General features: G+C 68.2%; 16 protein-coding genes. 6 read left to right on the top strand and 10 right to left on the bottom strand.

All coding sequences use genetic code 11. From position 1 onward, the window contains the following. Positions 1–15 precede the first annotated feature (15 nt). The 5 genes from RKE40_RS05885 to RKE40_RS05905 all read right to left on the bottom strand — a co-directional run bounded on the left by RKE40_RS05885 (position 16) and on the right by RKE40_RS05905 (position 5,334). Positions 16–990, bottom strand: coding sequence for a Bug family tripartite tricarboxylate transporter substrate binding protein (locus RKE40_RS05885; protein ID WP_316017305.1), 975 nt, complete (start codon positions 988–990; stop codon positions 16–18). A 53-nt stretch (positions 991–1,043) separates the two neighbouring features. After that, positions 1,044–2,438, bottom strand: coding sequence for a hypothetical protein (locus RKE40_RS05890; RefSeq protein ID WP_316017306.1), 1,395 nt, complete (start codon positions 2,436–2,438; stop codon positions 1,044–1,046). Continuing rightward, the gene (locus tag RKE40_RS05895; protein WP_316017307.1) at positions 2,435–3,154 is read right to left on the bottom strand and encodes a GntR family transcriptional regulator; all 720 of its coding nucleotides are present in this window, start codon (positions 3,152–3,154) and stop codon (positions 2,435–2,437) included. Before RKE40_RS05895 ends, RKE40_RS05890 begins: the two co-directional genes overlap by 4 nt. Before the next feature lie 193 nt (positions 3,155–3,347). Next, entirely contained in the window at positions 3,348–4,250 is a 903-nt protein-coding gene (locus tag RKE40_RS05900; RefSeq protein WP_316017308.1) for a LysR family transcriptional regulator, read from the bottom strand. Positions 4,251–4,353: 103 nt separating this feature from the next. Continuing rightward, positions 4,354–5,334, bottom strand: a complete 981-nt coding sequence (locus tag RKE40_RS05905; RefSeq protein ID WP_316017309.1) for an L-threonylcarbamoyladenylate synthase — start codon at positions 5,332–5,334, stop codon at positions 4,354–4,356. A 166-nt stretch (positions 5,335–5,500) separates the two neighbouring features. Between RKE40_RS05905 and RKE40_RS05910 the strand changes: the two genes are divergently transcribed. Further along, entirely contained in the window at positions 5,501–7,276 is a 1,776-nt protein-coding gene (locus RKE40_RS05910) for an acyl-CoA dehydrogenase (RefSeq protein WP_316017310.1), read from the top strand. Positions 7,277–7,293: 17 nt separating this feature from the next. Here the strand turns inward: RKE40_RS05910 and RKE40_RS05915 are convergent, their stop codons facing one another. Continuing rightward, a complete protein-coding gene (locus RKE40_RS05915) occupies positions 7,294–8,091 on the bottom strand; it encodes a class I SAM-dependent methyltransferase (RefSeq protein WP_316017311.1) in 798 nt (265 codons plus the stop codon). Positions 8,092–8,390: 299 nt separating this feature from the next. Between RKE40_RS05915 and RKE40_RS05920 the strand changes: the two genes are divergently transcribed. After that, positions 8,391–9,236, top strand: a complete 846-nt coding sequence (locus RKE40_RS05920; protein WP_316017312.1) for an SDR family NAD(P)-dependent oxidoreductase — start codon at positions 8,391–8,393, stop codon at positions 9,234–9,236. A gap of 17 nt (positions 9,237–9,253) precedes the next feature. Continuing rightward, a complete protein-coding gene (locus RKE40_RS05925) occupies positions 9,254–10,114 on the top strand; it encodes an SDR family oxidoreductase (RefSeq protein ID WP_316017313.1) in 861 nt (286 codons plus the stop codon). Positions 10,115–10,287: 173 nt separating this feature from the next. On the opposite strand, the gene RKE40_RS05930 is transcribed toward RKE40_RS05925, so the two are convergent. After that, positions 10,288–12,789, bottom strand: coding sequence for a methyl-accepting chemotaxis protein (locus RKE40_RS05930; RefSeq protein WP_316017314.1), 2,502 nt, complete (start codon positions 12,787–12,789; stop codon positions 10,288–10,290). A gap of 213 nt (positions 12,790–13,002) precedes the next feature. On the opposite strand from RKE40_RS05930, the gene RKE40_RS05935 reads away from it, so the two are divergent. Both RKE40_RS05935 and RKE40_RS05940 read left to right on the top strand, forming a co-directional pair. Continuing rightward, entirely contained in the window at positions 13,003–13,992 is a 990-nt protein-coding gene (locus RKE40_RS05935; RefSeq protein WP_316017315.1) for a magnesium transporter CorA family protein, read from the top strand. Positions 13,993–14,064: 72 nt separating this feature from the next. Beyond that, the gene (locus RKE40_RS05940; protein ID WP_316017316.1) at positions 14,065–15,843 is read left to right on the top strand and encodes an SLC13 family permease; all 1,779 of its coding nucleotides are present in this window, start codon (positions 14,065–14,067) and stop codon (positions 15,841–15,843) included. Between the two features lie 55 nt (positions 15,844–15,898). Here the strand turns inward: RKE40_RS05940 and RKE40_RS05945 are convergent, their stop codons facing one another. Next, positions 15,899–16,993 carry a TRAP transporter substrate-binding protein gene (locus RKE40_RS05945; RefSeq protein ID WP_316017317.1) on the bottom strand — a complete coding sequence of 365 codons (1,095 nt, stop codon included), beginning with the start codon at positions 16,991–16,993 and terminating at the stop codon, positions 15,899–15,901. A 295-nt stretch (positions 16,994–17,288) separates the two neighbouring features. Here RKE40_RS05945 and RKE40_RS05950 point away from each other — a divergent pair, with 295 nt between their 5' ends. Next, a complete protein-coding gene (locus RKE40_RS05950; RefSeq protein WP_316017318.1) occupies positions 17,289–18,656 on the top strand; it encodes a dicarboxylate/amino acid:cation symporter in 1,368 nt (455 codons plus the stop codon). 28 nt (positions 18,657–18,684) lie between these two features. On the opposite strand, the gene RKE40_RS05955 is transcribed toward RKE40_RS05950, so the two are convergent. Together RKE40_RS05955 and RKE40_RS05960 are read right to left on the bottom strand one after the other, a co-directional pair. Next, complete coding sequence (locus RKE40_RS05955) at positions 18,685–19,257, bottom strand: ASCH domain-containing protein (RefSeq protein ID WP_316017319.1); 573 nt, start codon at positions 19,255–19,257, stop codon at positions 18,685–18,687. Between the two features lie 5 nt (positions 19,258–19,262). Further along, on the bottom strand, positions 19,263–20,306 hold the full coding sequence (locus RKE40_RS05960) for a cysteine synthase A (RefSeq protein ID WP_316017320.1): 1,044 nt from the start codon (positions 20,304–20,306) through the stop codon (positions 19,263–19,265). Positions 20,307–20,365 lie beyond the last annotated feature (59 nt).

Raw genomic sequence — 20,365 nt, forward strand, 5'->3', positions numbered from 1 at the left:
CGCCGACTGCATTTCTCAATCCAACTTGATGTTGGCCTTTTCGATCACCGGCGCCCATTTCTTCAGTTCGCCGTCGAGGAAGGCCTTGAACTCCTGCGGCGTCATGCCGAGCGCGATGATCTTCGCGGCGGCGAGCTTCTCGCGGACCTCCGGCGTCGCCAGGATCTCGCGGACGTCGCGCGAGATTTTCTCGACGATCGCCGGCGGCGTCTTGGCGGGGGCGGCAAGGCCGTGCCAGGCGGTCACGTCGAAGCCAGGCAGGAATTCGCTCAGCGCCGGCAGGTCGGGCGCGAATTCGGCGCGCTTCGGGATCGAGATCGCGAGTGCCCTGAGCTTGCCGGCCTCGACATAGGGCCAGGCGACCGCGGCGCCGTCGAGCGCGACCTCGATCTGGCCCGAGAGCAGGTCGACCATCATCGGGCCGGAGCCGCGATAGGGGACATGGGCGAGCTTGGTGCCGGTCTCCTGCTGGAACAGCTCCATGCCGACATGCAGCGAGGTGCCGATGCCCGACGAGCCGAAATTGAACTTGTTCGGATTCTGCTTCAGCAGCGCGATGAACTCCGGCACGGTCTTGGCCGGCACCTTGTCCGGGTTGACCACCAGCACGTTCGGCGTGATCGCGAGCTGCGAGATCGGTGCGAAATCGCGCTCCGGGTCGAAGGGCAGGCGTTCCTTGTAGAGCGCCTTGTTGAGGCCGTGGCTGCTCGCATTGATCAGGCCGATCGTGTAGCCGTCAGGCGTCGCACGGGCGAGCGCCGCGACGCCGATATTGCTGCCGCCGCCGCCCATGTTCTCGATGACGACGCCCTGGCCCCAGCGCGCCTGCAGCCGCTCGGCGACGAGCCGCGCGATCATGTCCGAGGCGCCGCCGGCGGCGAAAGGCACGATCATCCGCACCGGCCGCGTCGGATAGGTTTCCTGTGCGGCGACGGCAAGCGTCGAGGCGAGGACGAGCGCGACGGCCAGCCCCGATTTGAACGACCACATGGTTTTCTCCCTCCCTTGACGTGGCCCCTCGTCTCGGGGGCGCTGGATCGGTGCTAGCTTCCGGCCCGCCAGATGGCGCCGAGCCGGGCGATCTTCTCGTCCGACAGGTAGCCGTAGCGGTTGATGTGCAGGTGGCGGCACGGGCTTTCGAGCACGGCGCGGAAGCGGCGCTCGACATCGTCGGGCGGCCCGTAGCCGTGGACGATGGTCGAGAAGCACGACTGGCGCAGCTCTGCGGCGGCGGTTTCGACGCTCCGGCGCAGGCCGGCATCGTCGGCCGGATGCGCCTCCTCGGGTTCGGGATAGCGCAATGCCTCGCGCGTCGGCGCGTTGCCGTTGAGGTCGACCCAGCGATGGACGCTTGCGAAAACGCGGTCGGGGTCGGCGCCGGTGAGTTGCGCCAGCCGTTCGACATAGCTGCGTTCGATCATCGGCCAGTGCATCGTGTAGTGCTTGACCGCGACCTCGTCGGCGACGCCGTCGAGGCCGACGAAGCCGAAGCCGGAAAGCCGGTTCAGCGGCGGCGGGAAGGCCTGCATCACGACGCCGACGCGCCCGCCCGAGACCTCCCGGACGATCGCCGTCAGGTCCCTGACATAGTCGCCGACGATCGCGGCACGATAGGCGATGAGGTCTGCGGCCCAGGTGCCGCCGGCGAGAAGCGCGCCGAGGTCGACGGCTTCCGGAGCGGCGGCGAAGCGCGATGAGAGTTCGCGTAGTCCCTCGATTGCCCGTGCGCGGACCGCCTCGACATCATGGCCGAGTTCCTGGCCGCGCCTCACCGCGGCGGGGCAGAAGTCGAAGAGCAGGCTGTCGGGCGCGTAGGGCGGATATTCCGGCCAGTCGAAGCGCAGAGCGTCGCAGCTTGGGTAGTTCGCCAAGAGGTCGGCGACGAGGGCGCGCATGTAGCGGCGCAGCCCCTGGCTGGCGAGGCTGACATTGGCGTCGACGCGGCCGGGGACCGGCCGGCCGAAAATGGTCAGCGGCTGCTCGTCGGCGCTGTCGTCGTCGCGGCACTGCACGCGCAGGCCGGGCGGGGCGGCGGCCATGAGCTGGAGTTGCACTTTCATGCCGGCACGCTTCGCCCCGGCGAGCAGGTTGGCGACGGTGCCGCCCTGGCGATCGGTCAGCTCATCCGGCAGGGGCGGCGGGTAGGGGCTGTCGCGATAGAGCGCCGGATTCGGCCGGAAGCTCGTCGCGGTTTTCATCCACAGTGCCTTGTCGCCCCAGAGCGGGCGATCGAGCGTGCGGCCGAGTCCGGCGCCGGCGTCGGCCGGGGGCTCGCGCACGCCTGTCCCCTCCGGGCAGCGTTCCGCCACCGAAGGCGTGGTACAGAGCACAGTGCAGCCGAGGCGTTCGACGATGTTCTCCAGAACCGCGTCGACGCCCTCTGACTGGGCGAAATCGGGCATGATGGTGATGCCCAGTGATGGCTGCTCGGTCGTCATTCGGCTCGGATGTAAGAGTGCTTGCGGTCGGCGATGCGGCTGAGGAAGCGGCCATGCGCGTCGATATGCGCCGCCATCGCTGAGCGGGCGGCTTCCGGCGTGCCGGCTTCGATGCCGGCGAGGACGAGGCGGTGCTGCTCCAGCGCATCGCCGAGCGCGCCGCGCTCCGAGATCCTGAGATGGTGGACGCGCTGGAGATGGGTCCGTGCCCGGCTGACGCTCTGCCACATCTGGCTGAGCTTCTGCGTGACGAACAGGGCGTGGTGAAACGCCTCGTCGCAGGCATAGGCCTGCACCGCATCGCCGGCCGCGACGGCCTGCTCATGCCGGGCGAGGATCTCGGACATCTCGCGCAGCAGCTCGGGGTCGGCCTTCGCCGCGGCCCGCGCCGCCGCCTCGCCCTCGAGCAGGCGGCGGATGGTGATCGCCTCGGCAATGGCCTGCGGGTCGATCAGCGAAACGAAGGTGCCGAGATTGGGGAAGACGTCGAGCAACTGCTCTTCACTGAGCCGGGCGAACGCCTCCCGTACCGGGGTGCGGCTGATCGAGCAGGCTTCGGCGACGTCTCCCTCGGAAAGGGCGGTGCCGGGCGCGATGGCGAGCGAGACGATCGCCTCGCGCAGCCCGCGATAGACCTGCTCGGGCGCCCGCAGCGTGCGGTCGATCGCGAAGGCCGGCAATTGCGGGGCGCGCGTGGCGCGTGAAGGTCTGGGCATCTCGCATTCCTGAATACTGGAATACCGGTATACAGGTTTTGATCGCGTGGCAATGCGTGAAGTGGAGGGCTGTTGCCGCTAGTCTGCCTGAAAGGCAGCTCGCGGACACCTGCTTGCTGGGAAGGGATGTGCTGGCCGCGATGGCGCGCGTCGACGCGCATGGTCTTGTAGGTGCGCCGGTAAGGCGCCCGCGTCAGGCCGTGCCTTCCAGCAACGCGCGGCGCTTTGCGAGTTCGCTGCCGCAGAAATCCATGAAGGCCCGGACCCGTGGTGCATGGCGGATGTCGGGATGGGTCAGGATCCATAGCCCGGTGGTGAATTCGGGGCGCGGCGGCAGCAGCCGCACCAGCCCGGGCCGCTGGTCGGCGATGAAGCAGGGCAGGGGGCCGATGCCGATGCCTTGCTCGACCGCTTCGGTCAGCCCGAGGACGGCGGAGGAGCGCAGCGCGATGCGTTCCGGCTCGACATGGTCGCGGACGTAGCGGGCCGCCTTCACATAGCCGAGATGGTCGCCGAGCGTGACCCAGACGCGCCGGAACAGGGCGCTGGGGTCGGCCTGCTCGGCCGCGGTGGCGGGCGCGTCGGCGCGGGCGTAGACGGCCCAGTTCAGATCGGCGAGCCGGCGCCCGATCAGCGTCTCGCCGGGCGAGTCGCTGGCGCGGATCGCGACGTCGGCGTCGCGGCGCGACAGGTTGAGGGTCTGGCTGGCGATGACGACGTCGAGCCGAATCAGCGGATGGGCGGCGCGGAACGCCGCAAAGATCGGCAGCAGCATGTGCAGATAGAGCGTGTCGGTCGTCGTAACCCGGACTTCGCCGGAGGGGGCGAGGTCGCGCCCGGCGAGGCGCCGGCCGAAGGCGGTGACGTCGTCGTCGATGCGCGAGGCCAGCGCCGCCATCTCCTCGCCGGCCGAGGTCGGGACATAGCCGGTCTTGCGGCGCTCGAAGAGCGCGTGGCCGAGCTGATCCTCGATCTGGCCGAGGCGCCGGAACACGGTCGAATGGTTGACTTCGAGGGCGACCGCAGCCCCGGTCAGCCCGCCGGCATCGGCTATCGCCTTGATCAGGCGGAAATCGTCCCAGGCTAGCTTCGGCATCGTGGTCGGGGGTCCCCGGAACGGTCCGGGCAGCATCGCGAAATCTTGCGCAATTGCAAGCTGGGCTCGGCGAGGCTGGCGGATCGCGCGCGCCGCTGTCGGGTCAGCGCGGAGCGGCGGCCCGGCCGAGACGGTTGTTGATCGCCTCGCCGAGGCCGTGCATCGGCACCGGAGCCACCGCGATTACCGTCGCGCCGGCTTCGTCGAGGCGGCGCAGAGCGGCGAAGAGATTGGCGGCCGCTTCGCTCAGGTCGCCCTTCGGGCTGAGATTGAGCGAGAGTGGCGGCAGGGCGTGGCCTTCCGGCTCCGGCCCGAAGCCGAGCCAGGCCTCACCCGGCAGCGGCGCTGACGCGCCCAGCCTGACGGCGGCGTCCGGCGCGTAATGCGAGGCGAGTAGACCGGGCGAGATCGGCGCGGCTCCTTGCGCCGCATCGGCGGCGACGAGCTCGCGTCCGATCGCCGATTCCAGCGCCGCGCGCGGCACGCCGCCGGGGCGCAGCAGCTTCGGCGCACCGCCGAGGCAGGCGACGATGCTCGATTCAAGGCCGATCTCGGTCGGGCCGGCTTCGAGCACGGCGTCGATGCGGCCATCGAGATCGACCAGCACATGCTCCGGCAGCGTCGGGCTGACCCGCCCGGAGCGATTGGCGGAAGGGGCTGCGATCGGCCGACCGGCTGCGGCGAGGACCGCACGCGCGACCGGGTGCGAGGGCACCCTGAGCGCAACCGAGCCGAGCCCGGCGCGGGCGAGGTCACTGACTGTGCAGCCCGGGGAAACTGGCACGATCAGGGTCAGTGGTCCCGGCCAGAACGCTTTTGCCAGCGCGAGTGCCGAGGCGTCGAACAGGCCCTCGCGCCTCGCTGCCGCGGTATCGGGCAGGTGCGAGATCAGCGGGTTGAAGCTCGGCCGCTCCTTGGCCGCATAGATCGAGGCGACGGCGCGGCCGTCGGTCGCATCGGCGGCGAGGCCGTAGACCGTCTCGGTCGGCAGGGCGACCAGCTTGCCGGCGCGAAGCAGCCGTGCCGCCTCGGCGATGCCGGCCTCGTTGGCGTGCAGGCGTTGCGTCTGGCGGGTTTCGGTCACGATCGCTCTTGAATGTTTATATGTGAACTATAACAATGCCGGATCGTCTGCGCAGGGACGCACCGGCTTGCGCGTTGGCGGAGGGCATAGTTCGCCGCTAACATCGCCGTCAAACGCAACGCTGCAAAATCGCCCCGCGGAGTCGGTCGGCGTGGAGGAGAGGCTCATGTCGTATCGTGCTCCGGTCGAGGATATCCTGGCCACCATGCGCCATGTCGCCGGGCTCGACGCCCTGCTGGCCGATGGCCTCGCGCCCGAGCTGGAGGACGGTCTCACCGAGGCAGTGCTCGAGGAAGCCGCGAAATTCGCCGGCGATGTCCTCGCGCCGTTGAATGTGGTCGGCGACAAGCACGGCTCGACCCTGAAGGACGGTGTCGTCACCACCCCGCCGGGCTGGAAGGAGGCCTACCATGCCTGGGCCCAGGGCGGCTGGAACGCCCTGCCGGGACCGGAGGCCTATGGCGGCCAGGGCCTGCCGACGCTGGTGCAATCCGCCTGCACCGAAATGTGGAACTCGGCCGCGTTCGCCTTCGCGCTCGGCCCGCTGCTCACTGTCGGTGCGATCGAGGCGGTGCATGCCCATGGCTCCGAACATCTCAAGGAGACCTATCTCGCCAAGCTCGTCTCCGGCGAGTGGATGGGCACGATGAACCTGACCGAGCCGCAGGCCGGTTCGGATCTCAACGCCTTGCGCTGCAAGGCGGAGCGTGTCGGCGACGGCACCTATCGCATCACCGGCCAGAAGATCTTCATCACCTATGGCGAGCACGAGATGACGGACAACATCGTCCACCTCGTCCTCGCCCGCCTGCCGGACGCACCGGCCGGAACGCGCGGCATCTCGCTCTTCCTAGTGCCGAAATACCTGGTCAATGCCGATGGCTCGCTCGGCGAGCGCAACGATGTCCGCTGCACCGGTGTCGAGCACAAGCTCGGCATCCACGCCTCGCCGACCTGCGCGATGAGCTATGGCGACAATGGCGGCGCGATCGGCTGGCTGATCGGCGAGGAGAACCGTGGCCTCGCCTGCATGTTCACGATGATGAACAATGCCCGCCTCAACGTCGCCGTGCAGGGCGTCGCCATCGCCGAGCGCGCCTATCAGCAGGCGCTCGCCTTCGCCCATGAGCGCAAGCAGGGCACGGCGCTCGATGCGCCCAAGGGCGCGCCGATGAGCCCGATCATCGTCCATCCCGATATCCGCCGCATGCTGATGGAGATGCGCGCCAAGACGCAGGCGGCGCGCACGCTTTCGCTGCTGCTGGCCGCGACGCTCGACCGTTCGCACCGCGAGGCCGACGAAGCCAAGCGCAAGGCCGCGGCCGAGCGTGCCGCGATCATCACGCCGGTCGCCAAGGCCTACGCCACCGATATCGGCGTCGAGGTCGCCTCGACCGGCGTCCAGATCCATGGCGGCATGGGGTATGTCGAGGAGACCGGCGCCGCCCAGCATCTGCGCGATGCCCGGATCGCCACGATCTACGAAGGCACCAACGGCATCCAGGCGATCGACCTCGTGCTGCGCAAGCTGCCGCTCTCCAATGGCGAGGCGGTCAAGGCGCTGATCGGCGAGATGCGCGGCGTGGTCGAGCAGGTGCGCGAGGCCAATACGCCGGGCTTCGGCCACACGGCGGCGCGGCTCGGGACCGCCGTCGACTCGCTCGAGCGTGCGACGCAGTGGATGCTCCAGACGATGGGCGCCGACCAGGCGAGCGCGCTCGCCGGCGCGACGCCTTATCTCAAGCTCTTCGCGCTGGCCCAGGGCGGCACCGGCCTCGCCAGGAAGGCGCTCGGGCTGCGCGGCGAGGATACCGGTGCGGCTGCACTGGCGACGGCCCGCTTCTTCGCCGAGCACAACGTCGCCGAGGCGCCGGGGCTGGAGCTCGCGGTGACCGAGGGCGCCGGGGCGGTGGCGGATTCGGCCGCGGTCTTCGCGGCGTGACGCAGGCGCGCGCCCCGCTAGACGGCCGGAGCCGGCTTGCGGACGCGCATGTGCAGGAACAGCGGCGCGACGAGCGTGTCGTCGAGATAGGGCAGGGCGCGGGCAGTTTCGGCATCGACCGAGGGCTCGTGCATCATCTCGATGGCAAGGCCCGTCGCGACGATCATGTTCACCCAGTCGCTCAGCGTGCGGTGAAAGCGCGGCACCCTGAACGGCTCGACGCTGGCCTTCTCGTGCTCGGGCGCGGCGCCGAAGCGCCAGCTCTCGATCTCGCCGTCGGTGGGCCGGAAATAGTCGCGGACCTCGATGGCGAGGACCTTGCGGTTCTCGTCGCGCACGACCTTGCGATGCGGCGTCGCAAAGCAGGGATGCAGGATCGAGAACTGCAGGAAGCCGCCGGGCTTCAGCACGCGCATCGTCTCAGCCAGAACCTTGTCCTGATGCGGCATGTCCATCAGCGACATGAAGGCGGTGGCGAAGTCGAAGCTGCCATCGCCGAAGGGCAGGGCCATGCCGTCGGCGAGCCGGTAGGCGATGCCGAGAGGCGTTTCGGCCTCCGCCTCCTGCGCGTGGCGGATGAAGGTCGGCGCGATGTCGATGCCGGTCATGCGGGCGCCGGCCTCGGCCAGCTTGCGCGTGTTCGAGCCCTCGCCGCAGCCGATGTCGAGCCCCTCGAGGCCGGCGATACCGGGCAGGTTGGCGAGGAAGGCCGGGGTGTTCTGGGCGTCCCGGTAAAGGTCGTAGCCGGCCCGCGCATGGCGGGTCCAGGTTTCGGCATTGGCCTCCCAGCAGGCGGCGACGTCGTTCGCTTCCATGGTTCGCCTCGTCGTTCGGGGGAGGGGGCTTCTAGAGGATTTCGGTTTGGCGCGAAACCACGCGGTCATTTCGGAGCGCCACGCAGTGGCGGGTCCGGAAGCGGTGCACGCGACCTTTCCCGTGCCTTCTCCGTCATTGTGAGCGAAGCGAAGCAGTCCAGGAGCGGCAGTGCGCTACGCTCCCCTGGATTGCTTCGTCGCTGCGCGACTCGCAATGACGGTGTTCCTTTCGGGGATGTCCTGTCCATGGCTTCCGGGCTCAAGCCTGGAGCCTGCCCCGGAATGATGGAGCAGGTGCGGTGACCGCGGCTCCCCTTGCGAACAAGATCTGCCTCGTCGCCGGAGCCTCGCGCGGGCTCGGGCGCGGCATTGCCAGAGCACTCGGACAGGCCGGCGCGACGGTGATCTGCACCGGGCGCTCCAGCGAGGCAGGGCCGCGGACCGACCAGCGGCTCGAGACCTTCGAGGACACGGCTCGCGAGGTCGAGGCGGCAGGCGGCAAGGGCCAGCCCTATCGCTGCGACCACACCAATGAGCGCGAGGTCGACCAGCTCGTCGCCTGGTGCTTGCGCCGCTTCGGCCGGCTCGACTGCGTCGTCGATGCGGTCTGGGGTGGCAACGAGGGCTACGACGGCGACCGCTACCGGGACGGTTCGGCCTTCGGCACGCCGTTCTGGCGCCGCCCGGTCGCCAGGCTCGGCGAGAGCTTCGAGAGCGGCGTCTATGCGCAATTGCTGCTCGCTCGCGCCGTGGCTCCGGCCCTGGCGCAGATGCGCCAGGGCCTGATCGTCACGGTCAGTTTCGATACCGCCGGCGGCTATCTCGGCGATGTCTTCTACGATCTCGGCAAGACCGCGATGAACCGGCTGAGCTTAGCCATGGCGCAGGAGCTCAAGCCATTCGGCGTCACCGCGCTCGCCCTGTCGCCCGGCCATGTGCTGACCGAGCGCGTCCGCGATGCCGGACTTGCCGAGCAGGCGACCGAGACGCCGCTCTATGCCGGCCGCGCCGTCGCCGCGCTGGCCGCCGATCCTGATGTCATGCGCCATGCCGGGCAGACGCTGCACGTCGCTGATCTCGCACGCATCTACGGCTTCACCGATGCGGACGGCCGGCAGCCGGAACGCTTCACTCTGCAATCATAAGGCTGGAGGAAACCACCATGTCGCTCAAGGGCAAGACGCTTTTCATCACCGGCGGATCGCGCGGCATCGGCCTCGCCATCGCCCTGCGGGCGGCGCGCGACGGCGCGAACGTCACCATCGCCGCCAAGACGGCCGAGCCGCATCCCAAGCTCGAAGGCACGATCTATACTGCCGCCGCCGAAATTGAGGCGGCCGGCGGCAAATGCCTGCCCCTGATGGTCGATATCCGCGAGGAGGAGGCGGTGGTCGCGGCGATCGCGAAGACGGCCGAGACCTTCGGTGGGATCGACATCCTCGTGAACAATGCCAGCGCGATCTCGCTGACCAATACGCAGATGACCGAGATGAAGCGCTTCGATCTGATGCACCAGATCAATACGCGCGGCACCTTCATGGTCTCGAAATACGCGATCCCGCATCTGGCGAAGGCGGAGAACCCGCACATCCTGATGCTCTCGCCGCCGCTCGACATGAGCATGCGCTGGTTCACCCCGCATCTCGCCTACAGCATGGCGAAGTACGGCATGAGCCTGTGCGTGCTCGGGCTTGCCGGCGAACTCGCGCCCAAGGGCATCGCCGTCAACGCGCTCTGGCCGCGCACCACGGTCGCGACCGCGGCGGTCAAGAACCTGCTCGGCGGCGACAAGGTGGTGCAGGCGAGCCGCACCCCCGACATGCTGGGCGAGGCCGCCTGGATGGTCTTCAACAAGCCGTCGCGGGAATTCTCAGGCAATTTCCTGATCGACGACAGCTTCATGGCCGGCGAGGGCGTGACCGATTTCACGCCCTACCGCGTCGATCCGTCGGTGCCGCTGATGCCGGACTTCTTCGTGCCGGCCGACAGCAAGCCGCCGCAGGGCGTGAAGGGCGGGATCTGAGCCTGCGCGGGCTCAAAGGCCGTTTGAACATCCCTCAGACCTCATCCTGAGGAGCAGCCTTCAGGCTGCGTCTCGATGGATGCTCCAGAAGGCTCCGGAACCAGCTGGAGCATCCTTCGAGACGGCCGCTCACGCGGCCTCCTCAGGATGAGGGCTGAGCATTTGGCAGACTGTCAGAACTCTTCCCATTCGAGGTCCCGCGCTCCGCCGTTGGCGACCTTGCGGGCGGGCATCGGCGCGCGCTGCTCCGCAGAAGGCTGGGTACGCCGAGCCGGTGCGCGCGGGGCGGAGCGGGTTTCGGACATGGCCGCGGCTGCGAGGTTGCGCAGGCGCTCGGGCTCGCTGCTCGCCCTGACATCCCCGCCGGCGATGCGGAAGGACGCGACGAGCTGGTCGAGGCTGTGGATCTGGTCGGCGAGCGAGGCGGCGGAGGCGGCGCTCTCTTCGGCCAGCGCTGCGTTCGCTTGAGTCATCTCGTCCATATGCGCGACGGTCTGGCTCATCTCCTCGATGCCGTTGGCCTGCTCGCCCGCAGCCGCCGAGATCTCGACGACCGTCGTGGCGACCTGCCGCGAGGCCGAGACGATCTTGTCCAGCGCCGCCCCGGCCGACCGGACCAGCCTCACCCCTTCCTCGATCTCGGTCGTCGAGGACTGGATCAGGGTCGTGATGTCCTTCGAGGCCTCGCCCGAGCGCTGGGCGAGCGTGCGGACCTCCGAGGCTACCACGGCAAAGCCCTTGCCGGCATCGCCGGCCCGCGCCGCTTCCACGGCGGCGTTCAGCGCCAGGAGATTGGTCTGGAAGGCGATGCCGTCGATCACCGAGGTGATGTCGGTGATCTTGCGGGAGGCGGCCTCGATCCGCTCCATCGCCGCGACGGCGTCCTGCACGATCATGCCGCCCTGCTGGGCGACGTCCATGGCCTCGTCGGAGGCCGACGCCGCGACCTTCGAGGAGCCGGCGCTCGCCTTGACGGAGGCTGCGAGTTCTTCGGTCGTGGCTGCGGTCTCCTCCAGAGAGGCTGCCTGCTCCTCGGTGCGCTTGGCGAGATCGTCGGCGCCCGCCTTGATCTCGCGGGCCGAGGCCGAGACCTGGGACGTCGTCGCCTGGATGCCGCCGATCGTGTCCGAGAGCCGTGCGACCGTTTCGTTGACCGAGTGCTTCAGCTCGGCGAAGCGGCCCTGATAGCTGGTCGCGATCCTGCGGGTGAGGTCGCCCTGCGAGACCGATGCCAGAATGTCGGCGAACTCGGTGGTCGCGCCGTCGACCACGGCGTTGATCTGGTTGATCCCGTCGACCAGCTGCTGCATTTGCGCATCGGCGCTTTCCAGGCGCAGGCGCGCGCTGAAATCGCCCGCCGCCGCAGCCGCGACGACCGTGCCGACATCGTTGACCACGGCGATCATGGATTCCGTCCGCGCAGCCCGTTCGGCTGCGGCAGCGCGCTCCTGGGCCTCTAGGGCCTGGACGCGCAAGCCGTTCTCCTTGAACACCCGGACCGCGGCAGCCATGCCGCCGATCTCGTCATTGCGGCCGCTGTCGATGATCTCGGCCGAGAAGTCGCCCTGCGCCAGCCGCTTCATCGCGGCGGTCAACGCCGTGATCGGACGCGTCACCCGGCTCTGCACCAGCCAGAGCCCGAAGAGCGCCAGCGCGAGCGCTGCCAGCAGGACCAGCCCGTACATGACGAGCGAGCGCATCGCGGCGTCCGCCTTCGCATCCGCGGCGTCCGACACGACGTCGATGGCGCGGCTCGCCACGGCGCCGACGGTCTCGGAGGCCGCGACGATCTGGTCGCGCCACTGATCGGGATTGATCGACGGCTTACGCCCGCCCGTCACATCGGCGACCAGACCGGCCCGGACCGCCTTGAAGGCCCCGCCGAAATAGGTGGCCTCTGCCGTCGCGAGCGCGTCCTTCAGCGTCTGCGGCGTGGTCGCCTGGCCGATAAGCTGCCTCACCACGCCCCATGCGAACTCCAGGCGTGCGTCGTTGACGACGACGGCATTGCTCTCCTTGGCGTCCAGCGGCCGGCCCTGGGCGATGGCGTCGTTGAGCAGGATCGTCGAGGACCCGCTGAGCGAGCGCGCCGCCCAGGCCATCGAGCGGATCGACGTGAGGTTGGCGAAGCCGGCATCGAGCGCGAGGATGCGTTCCTCGAGCGTCGTCGACGCCGCCTCGAGCGCCGCCAGGAACTTGCCGGTCTGGGCCATGCTGGCTCCGACCAGGTCCTTCTCGCGCGCTTCCAGCGGCAACTTCCAGTTGGCATCGATCCGGGCCCTCAACGGCTTGAGCGCGGCGACATGGCCATCGATCTCGCGCGATACGGCCGTCGCGACGTCGTAGCCGTTCTTCCGGACGATCGCCTGCGCCGTGGCGATGGCATCGTCCAGCCGCTTGCGCCGCGTCAGCACGTCCTCGATCATCCCGCCATTCTTGTCGGTCGGCATCGTCATCGCGCTCGAGCCGTTGCCGCGTTCGAAACGCAGATTCTGGAGCGCCGTGAAATAGGCCGTGTTCAGGTCGGCGAGCGCAGAGACCTCGACCGCCGTGTTGTGCCGCGTCCAGGCTTGCCAGAGCGACTGCGTTGCGAGCGTTACGATTGCCGCACTGGCCAGACCGAGGACGGTCAGGAGCATGGTCTTGATGCTGAGATTTCGTGCAGCGCTGAGCATGGAGAACTCGTGAGGGGCGGTTGATCTCAGCGGTTTCCCATTTCGCGATTTATTTTATGCTAAACGCGCAGCCGCGCCCGGCGATCGTCCGGGCAGGGAATTGCCGCTTCGGCTTCCCCCGGGAACGCGTCATCGGTTTGACACCGTCGGAGGTTTGGAGTTGGTGCCGCAAAGGTCGGCGCTCCGGCGCCCGCGTTTCCGGAAAGACCGCCCATGCTGCTGATCCATGGAATCTGCCTGACGCGGGGCGATCGTCTCGTCCACCAGACCCTCGGACCTGACGAGCCGATTCCCGCCGGGGCGATCTGGATCGATCTGCACAACCCGACGTCGCCCGAGGACGCCAAGGTCGAGCAGCATCTCGGCATCTCGATCCCGACGCGGGAGGAGATGCACGATCTCGAACCGTCCGAGATCATCTATGCCGAGAGCGGCGCGCACTACATGACCATGCGGGTGATCTGCCAGTCCGAGACCAATGTCCCGCGGCTCGCCGATGTTACCTTCATCCTGACCGAGCAGGCGCTGGTCACGGTGCGTTATGACCAGCCGGGCGCGTTCAACATCTTCCTCAACCGCGTCGGCAAGCCGGGCGGCTGCAGTCTCGAACCCGCCGGGGTCATCGAAGGGCTGATCGACGCCATCACCGACCGGGCGGCCGAGGTGTTGCGCGGCGTCGGCGACCGCATCGACATGCGTTCGCGCCAGATCTTCGACGGCAACAGCGCCAATGTCGAGCAGGGGCGGGCCTATCAGGCGGTGGTGCGCCGCATCGGCCAGTACGAGCACATCATCTCCAATGTCCGCGAGAGCATGGTCTCGGTCGAGCGCGTGCTGCTCTACCTCTCGGCCAACTTCAAGCGCACCAAGAAGGCGGTGAGCGGCTTCACCCCGGAATGGCGGTCTGCGATCCGTGACGTCCAGGCGATCGAGGAACACGCGACCTTCCTGTCGAACAAGCTGCAGTTCATGCTGAATGCGACGCTCGGCCTGGTCAGCATCGAGCAGAACAAGATCATCAAGCTGTTCTCGGTCGTCGCGGTGGTTTTCATGCCGCCGACGCTCGTCGCCTCGATCTACGGCATGAATTTCGAGAAGATGCCGGAGTTGAAGTGGGATTTCGGCTATCCGATGTCGCTCGGGATCATGGTCGTCGCAGCGATCCTGCCCTATCTGTTCTTCCGCTGGAAAAAGTGGCTTTGAGCCCCTGGCGCTCCGGCGCGGGTTCGCTTTTCGGCTTCGCATCCACCGCCCGCGCCCGCTAAGAAGGCGCGGATGACCCTGCCGCAGATTCTCTCCTGCTCGCTCGTCGCCGCGATGATGGCCGCCTTCGTCTGGGGCAAGCTGCGCTATGATATCGTTGCGCTGCTGGCGCTGCTCGCGGGCGTCGTGCTGGGCGTCGTCCAGCCGAAGGACGCCTTCAAGGGCTTTTCCGACGACATCGTCATCATCGTCGCCAGCGCCCTGATCGTCAGCGCCGCGGTGGCACGATCCGGGCTGGTCGAGAGCGCGATCTCGCGCATCGCCCCCGCCTTGCGCACGACCCAGACCCAGGTCATGGCGCTGGTCTTCACGGTCGCGGTGATGTCCGCGATCATCAAGAACATCGGCGCGCTCGCGATGATGCTGCCGATCGCCTATCAGCTTGCGCGCAAGGACGGGAAATCGCCCTCGGTCTTCCTGATGCCGATGGCCTTCGCCTCGCTGCTCGGCGGCATCGTCACCCTGGTCGGGACCTCGCCCAACGTCATCGTCTCGCGGGTGCGCGAGGAGCTCGGCGGCGAGCCCTTCGCGATGTTCGACTTCACGCCCGTGGGGATCGGCGTCGCCTTCTTCGGCTGCCTGTTCCTCGGCTTCGGCTATCGATTGCTGCCGAAGGACCGGCAGGGCTCGGCCTCGCTCGACCAGGCACTCGACATCAAGGATTACGTCACCGAGGCTCGGATACCGGCCAATGCGCCGCTGAGTGGCCGAACGATCGCCGATCTGCGCAAGCCCGCCAACGGCGAGGTCGAGGTCGTCGCGATCCTGCGCGGCGGCAAGCGCCGGCAGGCACCGCTCCCCGATGCCAGCCTGAAGGCAGGCGACATCGTGCTGCTGCGTGGCGAAGCCAAGGCGCTGGAGCGCGTCGTCGCCGAAGGCAAACTCGAGCTCGTCGGCCAGAACCGTCCGACCGAGACCGAAGGCTCGCTCGATCCCGCCCGCACCGGAGAAGCCGTGGTGACGCAAGGCTCGCTGCTGGCGGGTGCGACCGCCGCCGAGCTCGACCTCCACGCCCGCTTCCAGGTCAACCTGCTCGGCATCAGCCGCGCCGGCGAGCGTTTCACCGAGCGGCTGCGCGATATCCGGCTCGCCGATGGCGACGTGGTGCTGCTGCAGGGCGACGAAAAACTCCTGCCGGAGCGGCTGCGCGAACTCGGCCTCCTGCCGCTGGCGGCGCGCAGCCTGTCGCTGGGCAGCTCCCGTAGGCGCCTGATCACCGGCGCGATCGTCGCCGGCACGGTTGCCGTCGTCGCGCTCGGCCTGGTGCCGGTCGCGATCGCCTTCTTCTCGGCCGCGGTCCTGCTGCTGGCGCTGCGGGCGCTCTCGCTGCGCGATGCCTATGCCTCGGTCGAGGCGCCGATCCTCGTCATGCTCGCGGCGCTGATCCCGGTCAGCGACAGCCTGCGCACCACCGGTACCACCGATCTTCTGGCCGGCTGGCTGGCACAGGCAGGCGCGGGGCTCCCGGGCTGGGGCGCGGTCGGGCTGATCCTGGTCGCAGCCATGGCGGTGACGCCGTTCCTCAACAATGCCGCGACGGTTCTGGTCATGGCGCCGATCGGCGCCGGCTTCGCCAAGACCCTCGGCTACAATCCCGATGCCTTCCTGATGGCGGTGGCGATCGGCGCGGCCTGCGATTTCCTCACCCCGATCGGCCATCAGTGCAACACGCTGGTGATGGGCCCGGGCGGCTACCGTTTCGGCGACTATGCCCGGCTCGGCGCGCCCTTGTCGCTGCTGGTCATCCTGCTGACGGTGCCGCTGATCCTCTGGGTCTGGCCGCTGCGCTGAGCGCAGCCGCATCGCCAGCTGAAAAAGGGGGAGCGCTCGGCTCCCCCTTCAGGCCTTACCGGGCGCGCCGGATCAGGTTTGCGATGTTGATGTCGTAGGGCAGCTCGCTGACCTGCCACCACAGCGAGGTCGCATCGCGATAGGCCATCACCTCGCCGAGGATCTTCTTGAACGTCGGGTTTGACGCGTTGATCTCGTCATAGGTCTGCTGGGTCGCCTTGAAGCTGGCTTCCATGATCGCCGGCGAGAACGGGCGCAGGATCGCGCCCGCGGCGACCACGCGCTTCAGCGCGATGGGGTTCTCGTGATCGTACTTGGCCTGCATCCACTGGTTGGTGGCGGCGCAGGCATTGCTGAGCACGGCCTTGTAGCGGGCCGGCAGCTCGTCCCATTTCGCGCGGTTGATCATCATCGAGATCACCGTGCCCTGGTCCCACCAGCCGGGGTAGTAATAGTACTTCGCCACCCGGTAGAGGCCGAGCTTCTCGTCGTCATAAGGGCCGGTCCATTCGGCTGCGTCGATGGTGCCGCGCTCCAGCGAGGAGTAGAGGTCGCCGCCGCCGATCTGCTGCGGCACGACGCCGAGCTTGAGCAGGACATTGCCGGCGAGTCCGCCGACGCGGAACTTGATGCCCTTCAGGTCCTCGACCGTGTTGATCTCCTTGCGGAACCAGCCGCCCATCTGCACGCCGGTGTTGCCGGCCGGCAGCGCGTAGAGATTGTGCTTGGCGTAGAACTCGTTGAGCACGTCGTTGCCGCCGCCGACCGTCAGCCAGGCATTGGTCTGGCGGGCATTGGGGCCGAATGGGACGCAGGTGCCGAAAGCGAAGGTAGGATCGATGCCGATGCCGTAATAGCTGCAGGTATGGCAGCATTCGACGGTGTTCTTGGACGTCGCGTCGATCACCGCCGCGCCGCCGGGGACGATCTCGCCGGCCGCGAAGGGCTGGATCTGGAACTGGCCATCGGTGGCCTCGCTGACCCGGCGGGCCAGCTCGACCGAGCCGCCATAGAGCGTGTCGAGGGACTTCGGGAAGGCCGAGACCAGCCGCCAGCGGACCGAAGGCGCCGATTGCGCGATAGCGGGGCTCGCGATCGGGGCGGCGACCGCCGCAGTCGCGCCAGCTGCGAGGAATTGGCGTCTCTTCATCGATGTTCTCTCCAGGCGTTGACCGCAGCTTTTGTCCGGCATGCCGGTGCGGTCATTGAAAGCGCCGGCTGGTTAGCAGCGCTGTCCTGCGGGCGGCAGGCCCGGCGGCGCACGCCTGCCCCGCGTTCTCCTGCCGGTGAAGGGATGAAACTCGCCCGGAATCGAGATAGCGCAGAATGATCCTGTCGCCGGCTGCGCGCAAAACAGAAATCTGCTCCTTCGCCTTATCTGCTGCGGCGCATTATATCCTGGCGTATAAATAGAGCCGCACGGCGGCGATTGACGAGTTCCTGCCATGACAACGATGACGTCCCCAGCCGGCGTGAAGAGCGCCGGCACAAAGCCGTTCTATTCCAGCTTCGGCTTCCAGGTTCTGGCGGCCATGGTGGTCGGGCTCCTGCTCGGCTGGGTCGCGCGCAATATCGGGCCCGACGCTGCCGGCCAGCCGAACGGGCTGACGGTCGCGCTCCAGACCACCGGCTCGATCTTCGTGCAACTGCTGCAGGCGCTGGTACCGCCGCTGATCTTCACGGCGATCGTTGCCTCGATCAGCAATCTCAGGCAGCTTTCCAACGCGGCCGCCCTGGTCTGGCAGACGCTGCTCTGGTTCGCCGTCACCGCCTTCATCGCGGTGCTGATCGGCATCGCGCTCGGCCTCATCATCCAGCCCGGGCTGAATTCCGGCGTCGCGGCCGCCAGCGCCAAGGCGCCCGCGACGGTCGGCTCCTGGCTCGATTTCCTGAAGGGGCTTGTGCCCGCCAACATGCTCGGCCTGCAGGCGACGACCCGCGTCGACGGCGGCGCGGCGACCACACGCCTCGGCTTCAACGTGCTGCAATTGCTGGTGATCTCTATCGTCGTCGGCGTCGCGGCTCTGAAGGTCGGCGAGCGCGCCAACAGCTTCCTGTCCTTCAACGAGTCGCTGCTGGCCATCGTCCGCAAGATCCTGTGGTGGGTGATCCGGCTGACGCCGATCGGCACGGTCGGCCTGCTCGGCAATGCCGTCGCGCAATATGGCTGGCAGACCCTGCAGCAGCTCTCCTGGTACGCCTTCGCGATCTATCTCGGCCTCGCCATCGTGCTGCTGATCGTCTATCCCGCCCTGCTCCTGCTGCACGGTCTCTCGCCAATGCGCTTCTTCGCGGGCGCCTGGCCGGCGATCCAGCTCGCCTTCGTCTCGCGCTCCTCGGTCGGCACCCTGCCGGTGACCGAGACCGTGACCGAGAAGAGCCTCGGCGTGCCCCGAGAATACGCCGCCTTCGCCGTGCCGCTCGGCGCGACCACCAAGATGGATGGCTGCGCCGCGATCTACCCGGCGATCTCGGCGATCTTCGTCGCGCAGTTCTACGGGCTGCCGCTCGGCCTGCAGGAATACGTGCTGATCGTCTTCGTCTCGGTGATCGGCTCGGCGGCGACCGCGGGCCTGACCGGCGCGACGGTGATGCTGACGCTGACGCTCTCGACGCTCGGGCTGCCGCTCGCCGGCGTCGGCCTGCTGCTCGCGATCGACCCGATCCTCGACATGGGCCGTACCGCGGTGAACGTCGCCGGCCAGGCGCTGGTGCCGACCATCGTCGCCAAGCGTCAGGGCATGCTCGATCAGGCGCAGTACGACCGCGCCGGCGACATCGACGCGATCGAGGCCGAGGCGCAGACCGCCTGAGGCGGTGCTGCACCGGCTGGGTGACATCTCAGCGCGGCGGGAGCTTCGAAAGCAGCGCCTCGCCGCGCGGCGACAGCCGGTAACCCACTTCGAGGCTCTCGGTCAGCCCGAGCGTCTTGAGCTTGCGGACGTCCTGCTTGAAGGCGAGCGTCTCGCGGCCGATGAGGTCGGCGAGTTCCGGCGCGCGGCGGCCGGGATGGGCGGCGATCAGGGCGAGCGTGGCGACAGTCCAGGCGCGGCGGGCATCGAGCCGGCCAAGGCGTGCTGCGAGCACGCCGACCTCTTCATCACCGAGCTCGGAGGCTTCGCGCAGGGCAAGCCGCGGATCGGGACCCGCAAGGTGCAGGCGGATGCGGTAGAGATCGCCCTCGCGGCCGGCGAGGCTCGCCAGCGCGGCATCGCGTGAGGCGAAGCCGGCGGCTTTCGCCTCCGCATCGTCGATCTCGGCTTCCGAGATCGGCTCGACCGCCTCGATCGCCAGAACCCCGGCAGCCGTCGTCAGGCTGCCACCACTGCGGACGCTCGGCCGGCGCCAGCGGCGCAGCACCTGGGTGATGCTGCCCTCGGCGATGCCTGCGAGCGTCCGCCGGTCGAGCAACATGAGGCTTAGGCCATCACCTTGGCCATCACGTCCTTCAGCCTGCCATTGCGTTCGAGCCAGCCCGGCACCGGCAGGTTCTTCGAGCGCAGGAATTCCGGATTGAACAGCTTCGACTGATAGCGCGTGCCGTAATCGCAGAGGATGGTCACGATGGTGTGGCCGGGGCCGAGTTCTTTCGCCAGCCGGATCGCGCCGGCGACGTTGATGCCCGAGGAGCCGCCGAGGCAGAGGCCCTCTTCCTCCAGCAACTGGAAGCAGAGCGGGATCGCCTCCTCGTCCGGAATCTGGAAGGCGACGTCGATCGGCGCGTTCTCGATGTTCTTGGTGATCCGGCCCTGGCCGATGCCTTCGGTGATCGAGGAGCCTTCGGCCTTCAGCTCGCCGGTCTTGTAGTAGGAATAGAGCGCCGCGCCCATCGGGTCGGCGAGGCCGATCCGGACCTTCGGGTTGACCCCCTTCAGCGCCATGGCGACGCCGGCGAGCGTGCCGCCCGTGCCGACCGCGCAGATGAAGCCGTCGACCTTGCCGTCGGTCTGCTGCCAGATCTCCGGCCCGGTCGTTTCGATATGGCCCTGCCGGTTGGCGACATTGTCGAACTGGTTGGCCCAGATCGCGCCACTGGGTTCGGCCTTGGCCAGCTCCTCGGCGAGGCGGCCGGAGACCTTCACATAGTTGTTGGGATTGACGTAGCCGACGGCCGGAACCTCGACGAGCGTCGCGCCGGCGAGCCGCAGCATGTCCTTCTTTTCCTGGCTCTGCGTCTCCGGGATGACGATCACCGAGCGATAGCCGAGCGCATTGCCGACCAGAGCGAGCCCGATGCCGGTATTGCCGGCCGTGCCCTCGACGATGACGCCGCCCGGGCGAAGTGCGCCGCGCTTCTCGGCATCCCGGATGATCGCGAGCGCGGCACGGTCCTTGACCGACTGGCCGGGATTCATGAACTCGGCCTTGCCGAGAATCTCGCAGCCCGTCTCCTGCGAGGCGCGCTTCAGCCGGATCAAGGGGGTGTTGCCGATCGCCTCGACGACGCCGTTGCGGATAGTCATGACCACTTCCTCTTTGGCCTGCCACCGGTCCGATCCCGGCCGGGCGCAGCAGGTCGCCA

Origin of the sequence: Allobosea rubneri, from assembly GCF_032464875.1 — a bacterium.
GTDB lineage: Bacteria > Pseudomonadota > Alphaproteobacteria > Rhizobiales > Beijerinckiaceae > Allobosea > Allobosea rubneri.

What these genes read in the sequence shown, in the direction of transcription:
- RKE40_RS05885 (WP_316017305.1), bottom strand. Translation starts at nt 990, where the DNA reads ATGTGGTCGTTCAAATCGGGGCTGGCCGTCGCGCTCGTCCTCGCCTCG.
- RKE40_RS05890 (WP_316017306.1), bottom strand. Translation starts at nt 2,438, where the DNA reads ATGACGACCGAGCAGCCATCACTGGGCATCACCATCATGCCCGATTTC.
- RKE40_RS05895 (WP_316017307.1), bottom strand. Translation starts at nt 3,154, where the DNA reads ATGCCCAGACCTTCACGCGCCACGCGCGCCCCGCAATTGCCGGCCTTC.
- RKE40_RS05900 (WP_316017308.1), bottom strand. Translation starts at nt 4,250, where the DNA reads ATGCCGAAGCTAGCCTGGGACGATTTCCGCCTGATCAAGGCGATAGCC.
- RKE40_RS05910 (WP_316017310.1), top strand. Translation starts at nt 5,501, where the DNA reads ATGTCGTATCGTGCTCCGGTCGAGGATATCCTGGCCACCATGCGCCAT.
- RKE40_RS05915 (WP_316017311.1), bottom strand. Translation starts at nt 8,091, where the DNA reads ATGGAAGCGAACGACGTCGCCGCCTGCTGGGAGGCCAATGCCGAAACC.
- RKE40_RS05925 (WP_316017313.1), top strand. Translation starts at nt 9,254, where the DNA reads ATGTCGCTCAAGGGCAAGACGCTTTTCATCACCGGCGGATCGCGCGGC.
- RKE40_RS05930 (WP_316017314.1), bottom strand. Translation starts at nt 12,789, where the DNA reads ATGCTCAGCGCTGCACGAAATCTCAGCATCAAGACCATGCTCCTGACC.
- RKE40_RS05935 (WP_316017315.1), top strand. Translation starts at nt 13,003, where the DNA reads ATGCTGCTGATCCATGGAATCTGCCTGACGCGGGGCGATCGTCTCGTC.
- RKE40_RS05940 (WP_316017316.1), top strand. Translation starts at nt 14,065, where the DNA reads ATGACCCTGCCGCAGATTCTCTCCTGCTCGCTCGTCGCCGCGATGATG.
- RKE40_RS05945 (WP_316017317.1), bottom strand. Translation starts at nt 16,993, where the DNA reads ATGAAGAGACGCCAATTCCTCGCAGCTGGCGCGACTGCGGCGGTCGCC.
- RKE40_RS05950 (WP_316017318.1), top strand. Translation starts at nt 17,289, where the DNA reads ATGACAACGATGACGTCCCCAGCCGGCGTGAAGAGCGCCGGCACAAAG.
- RKE40_RS05955 (WP_316017319.1), bottom strand. Translation starts at nt 19,257, where the DNA reads ATGTTGCTCGACCGGCGGACGCTCGCAGGCATCGCCGAGGGCAGCATC.
- RKE40_RS05960 (WP_316017320.1), bottom strand. Translation starts at nt 20,306, where the DNA reads ATGACTATCCGCAACGGCGTCGTCGAGGCGATCGGCAACACCCCCTTG.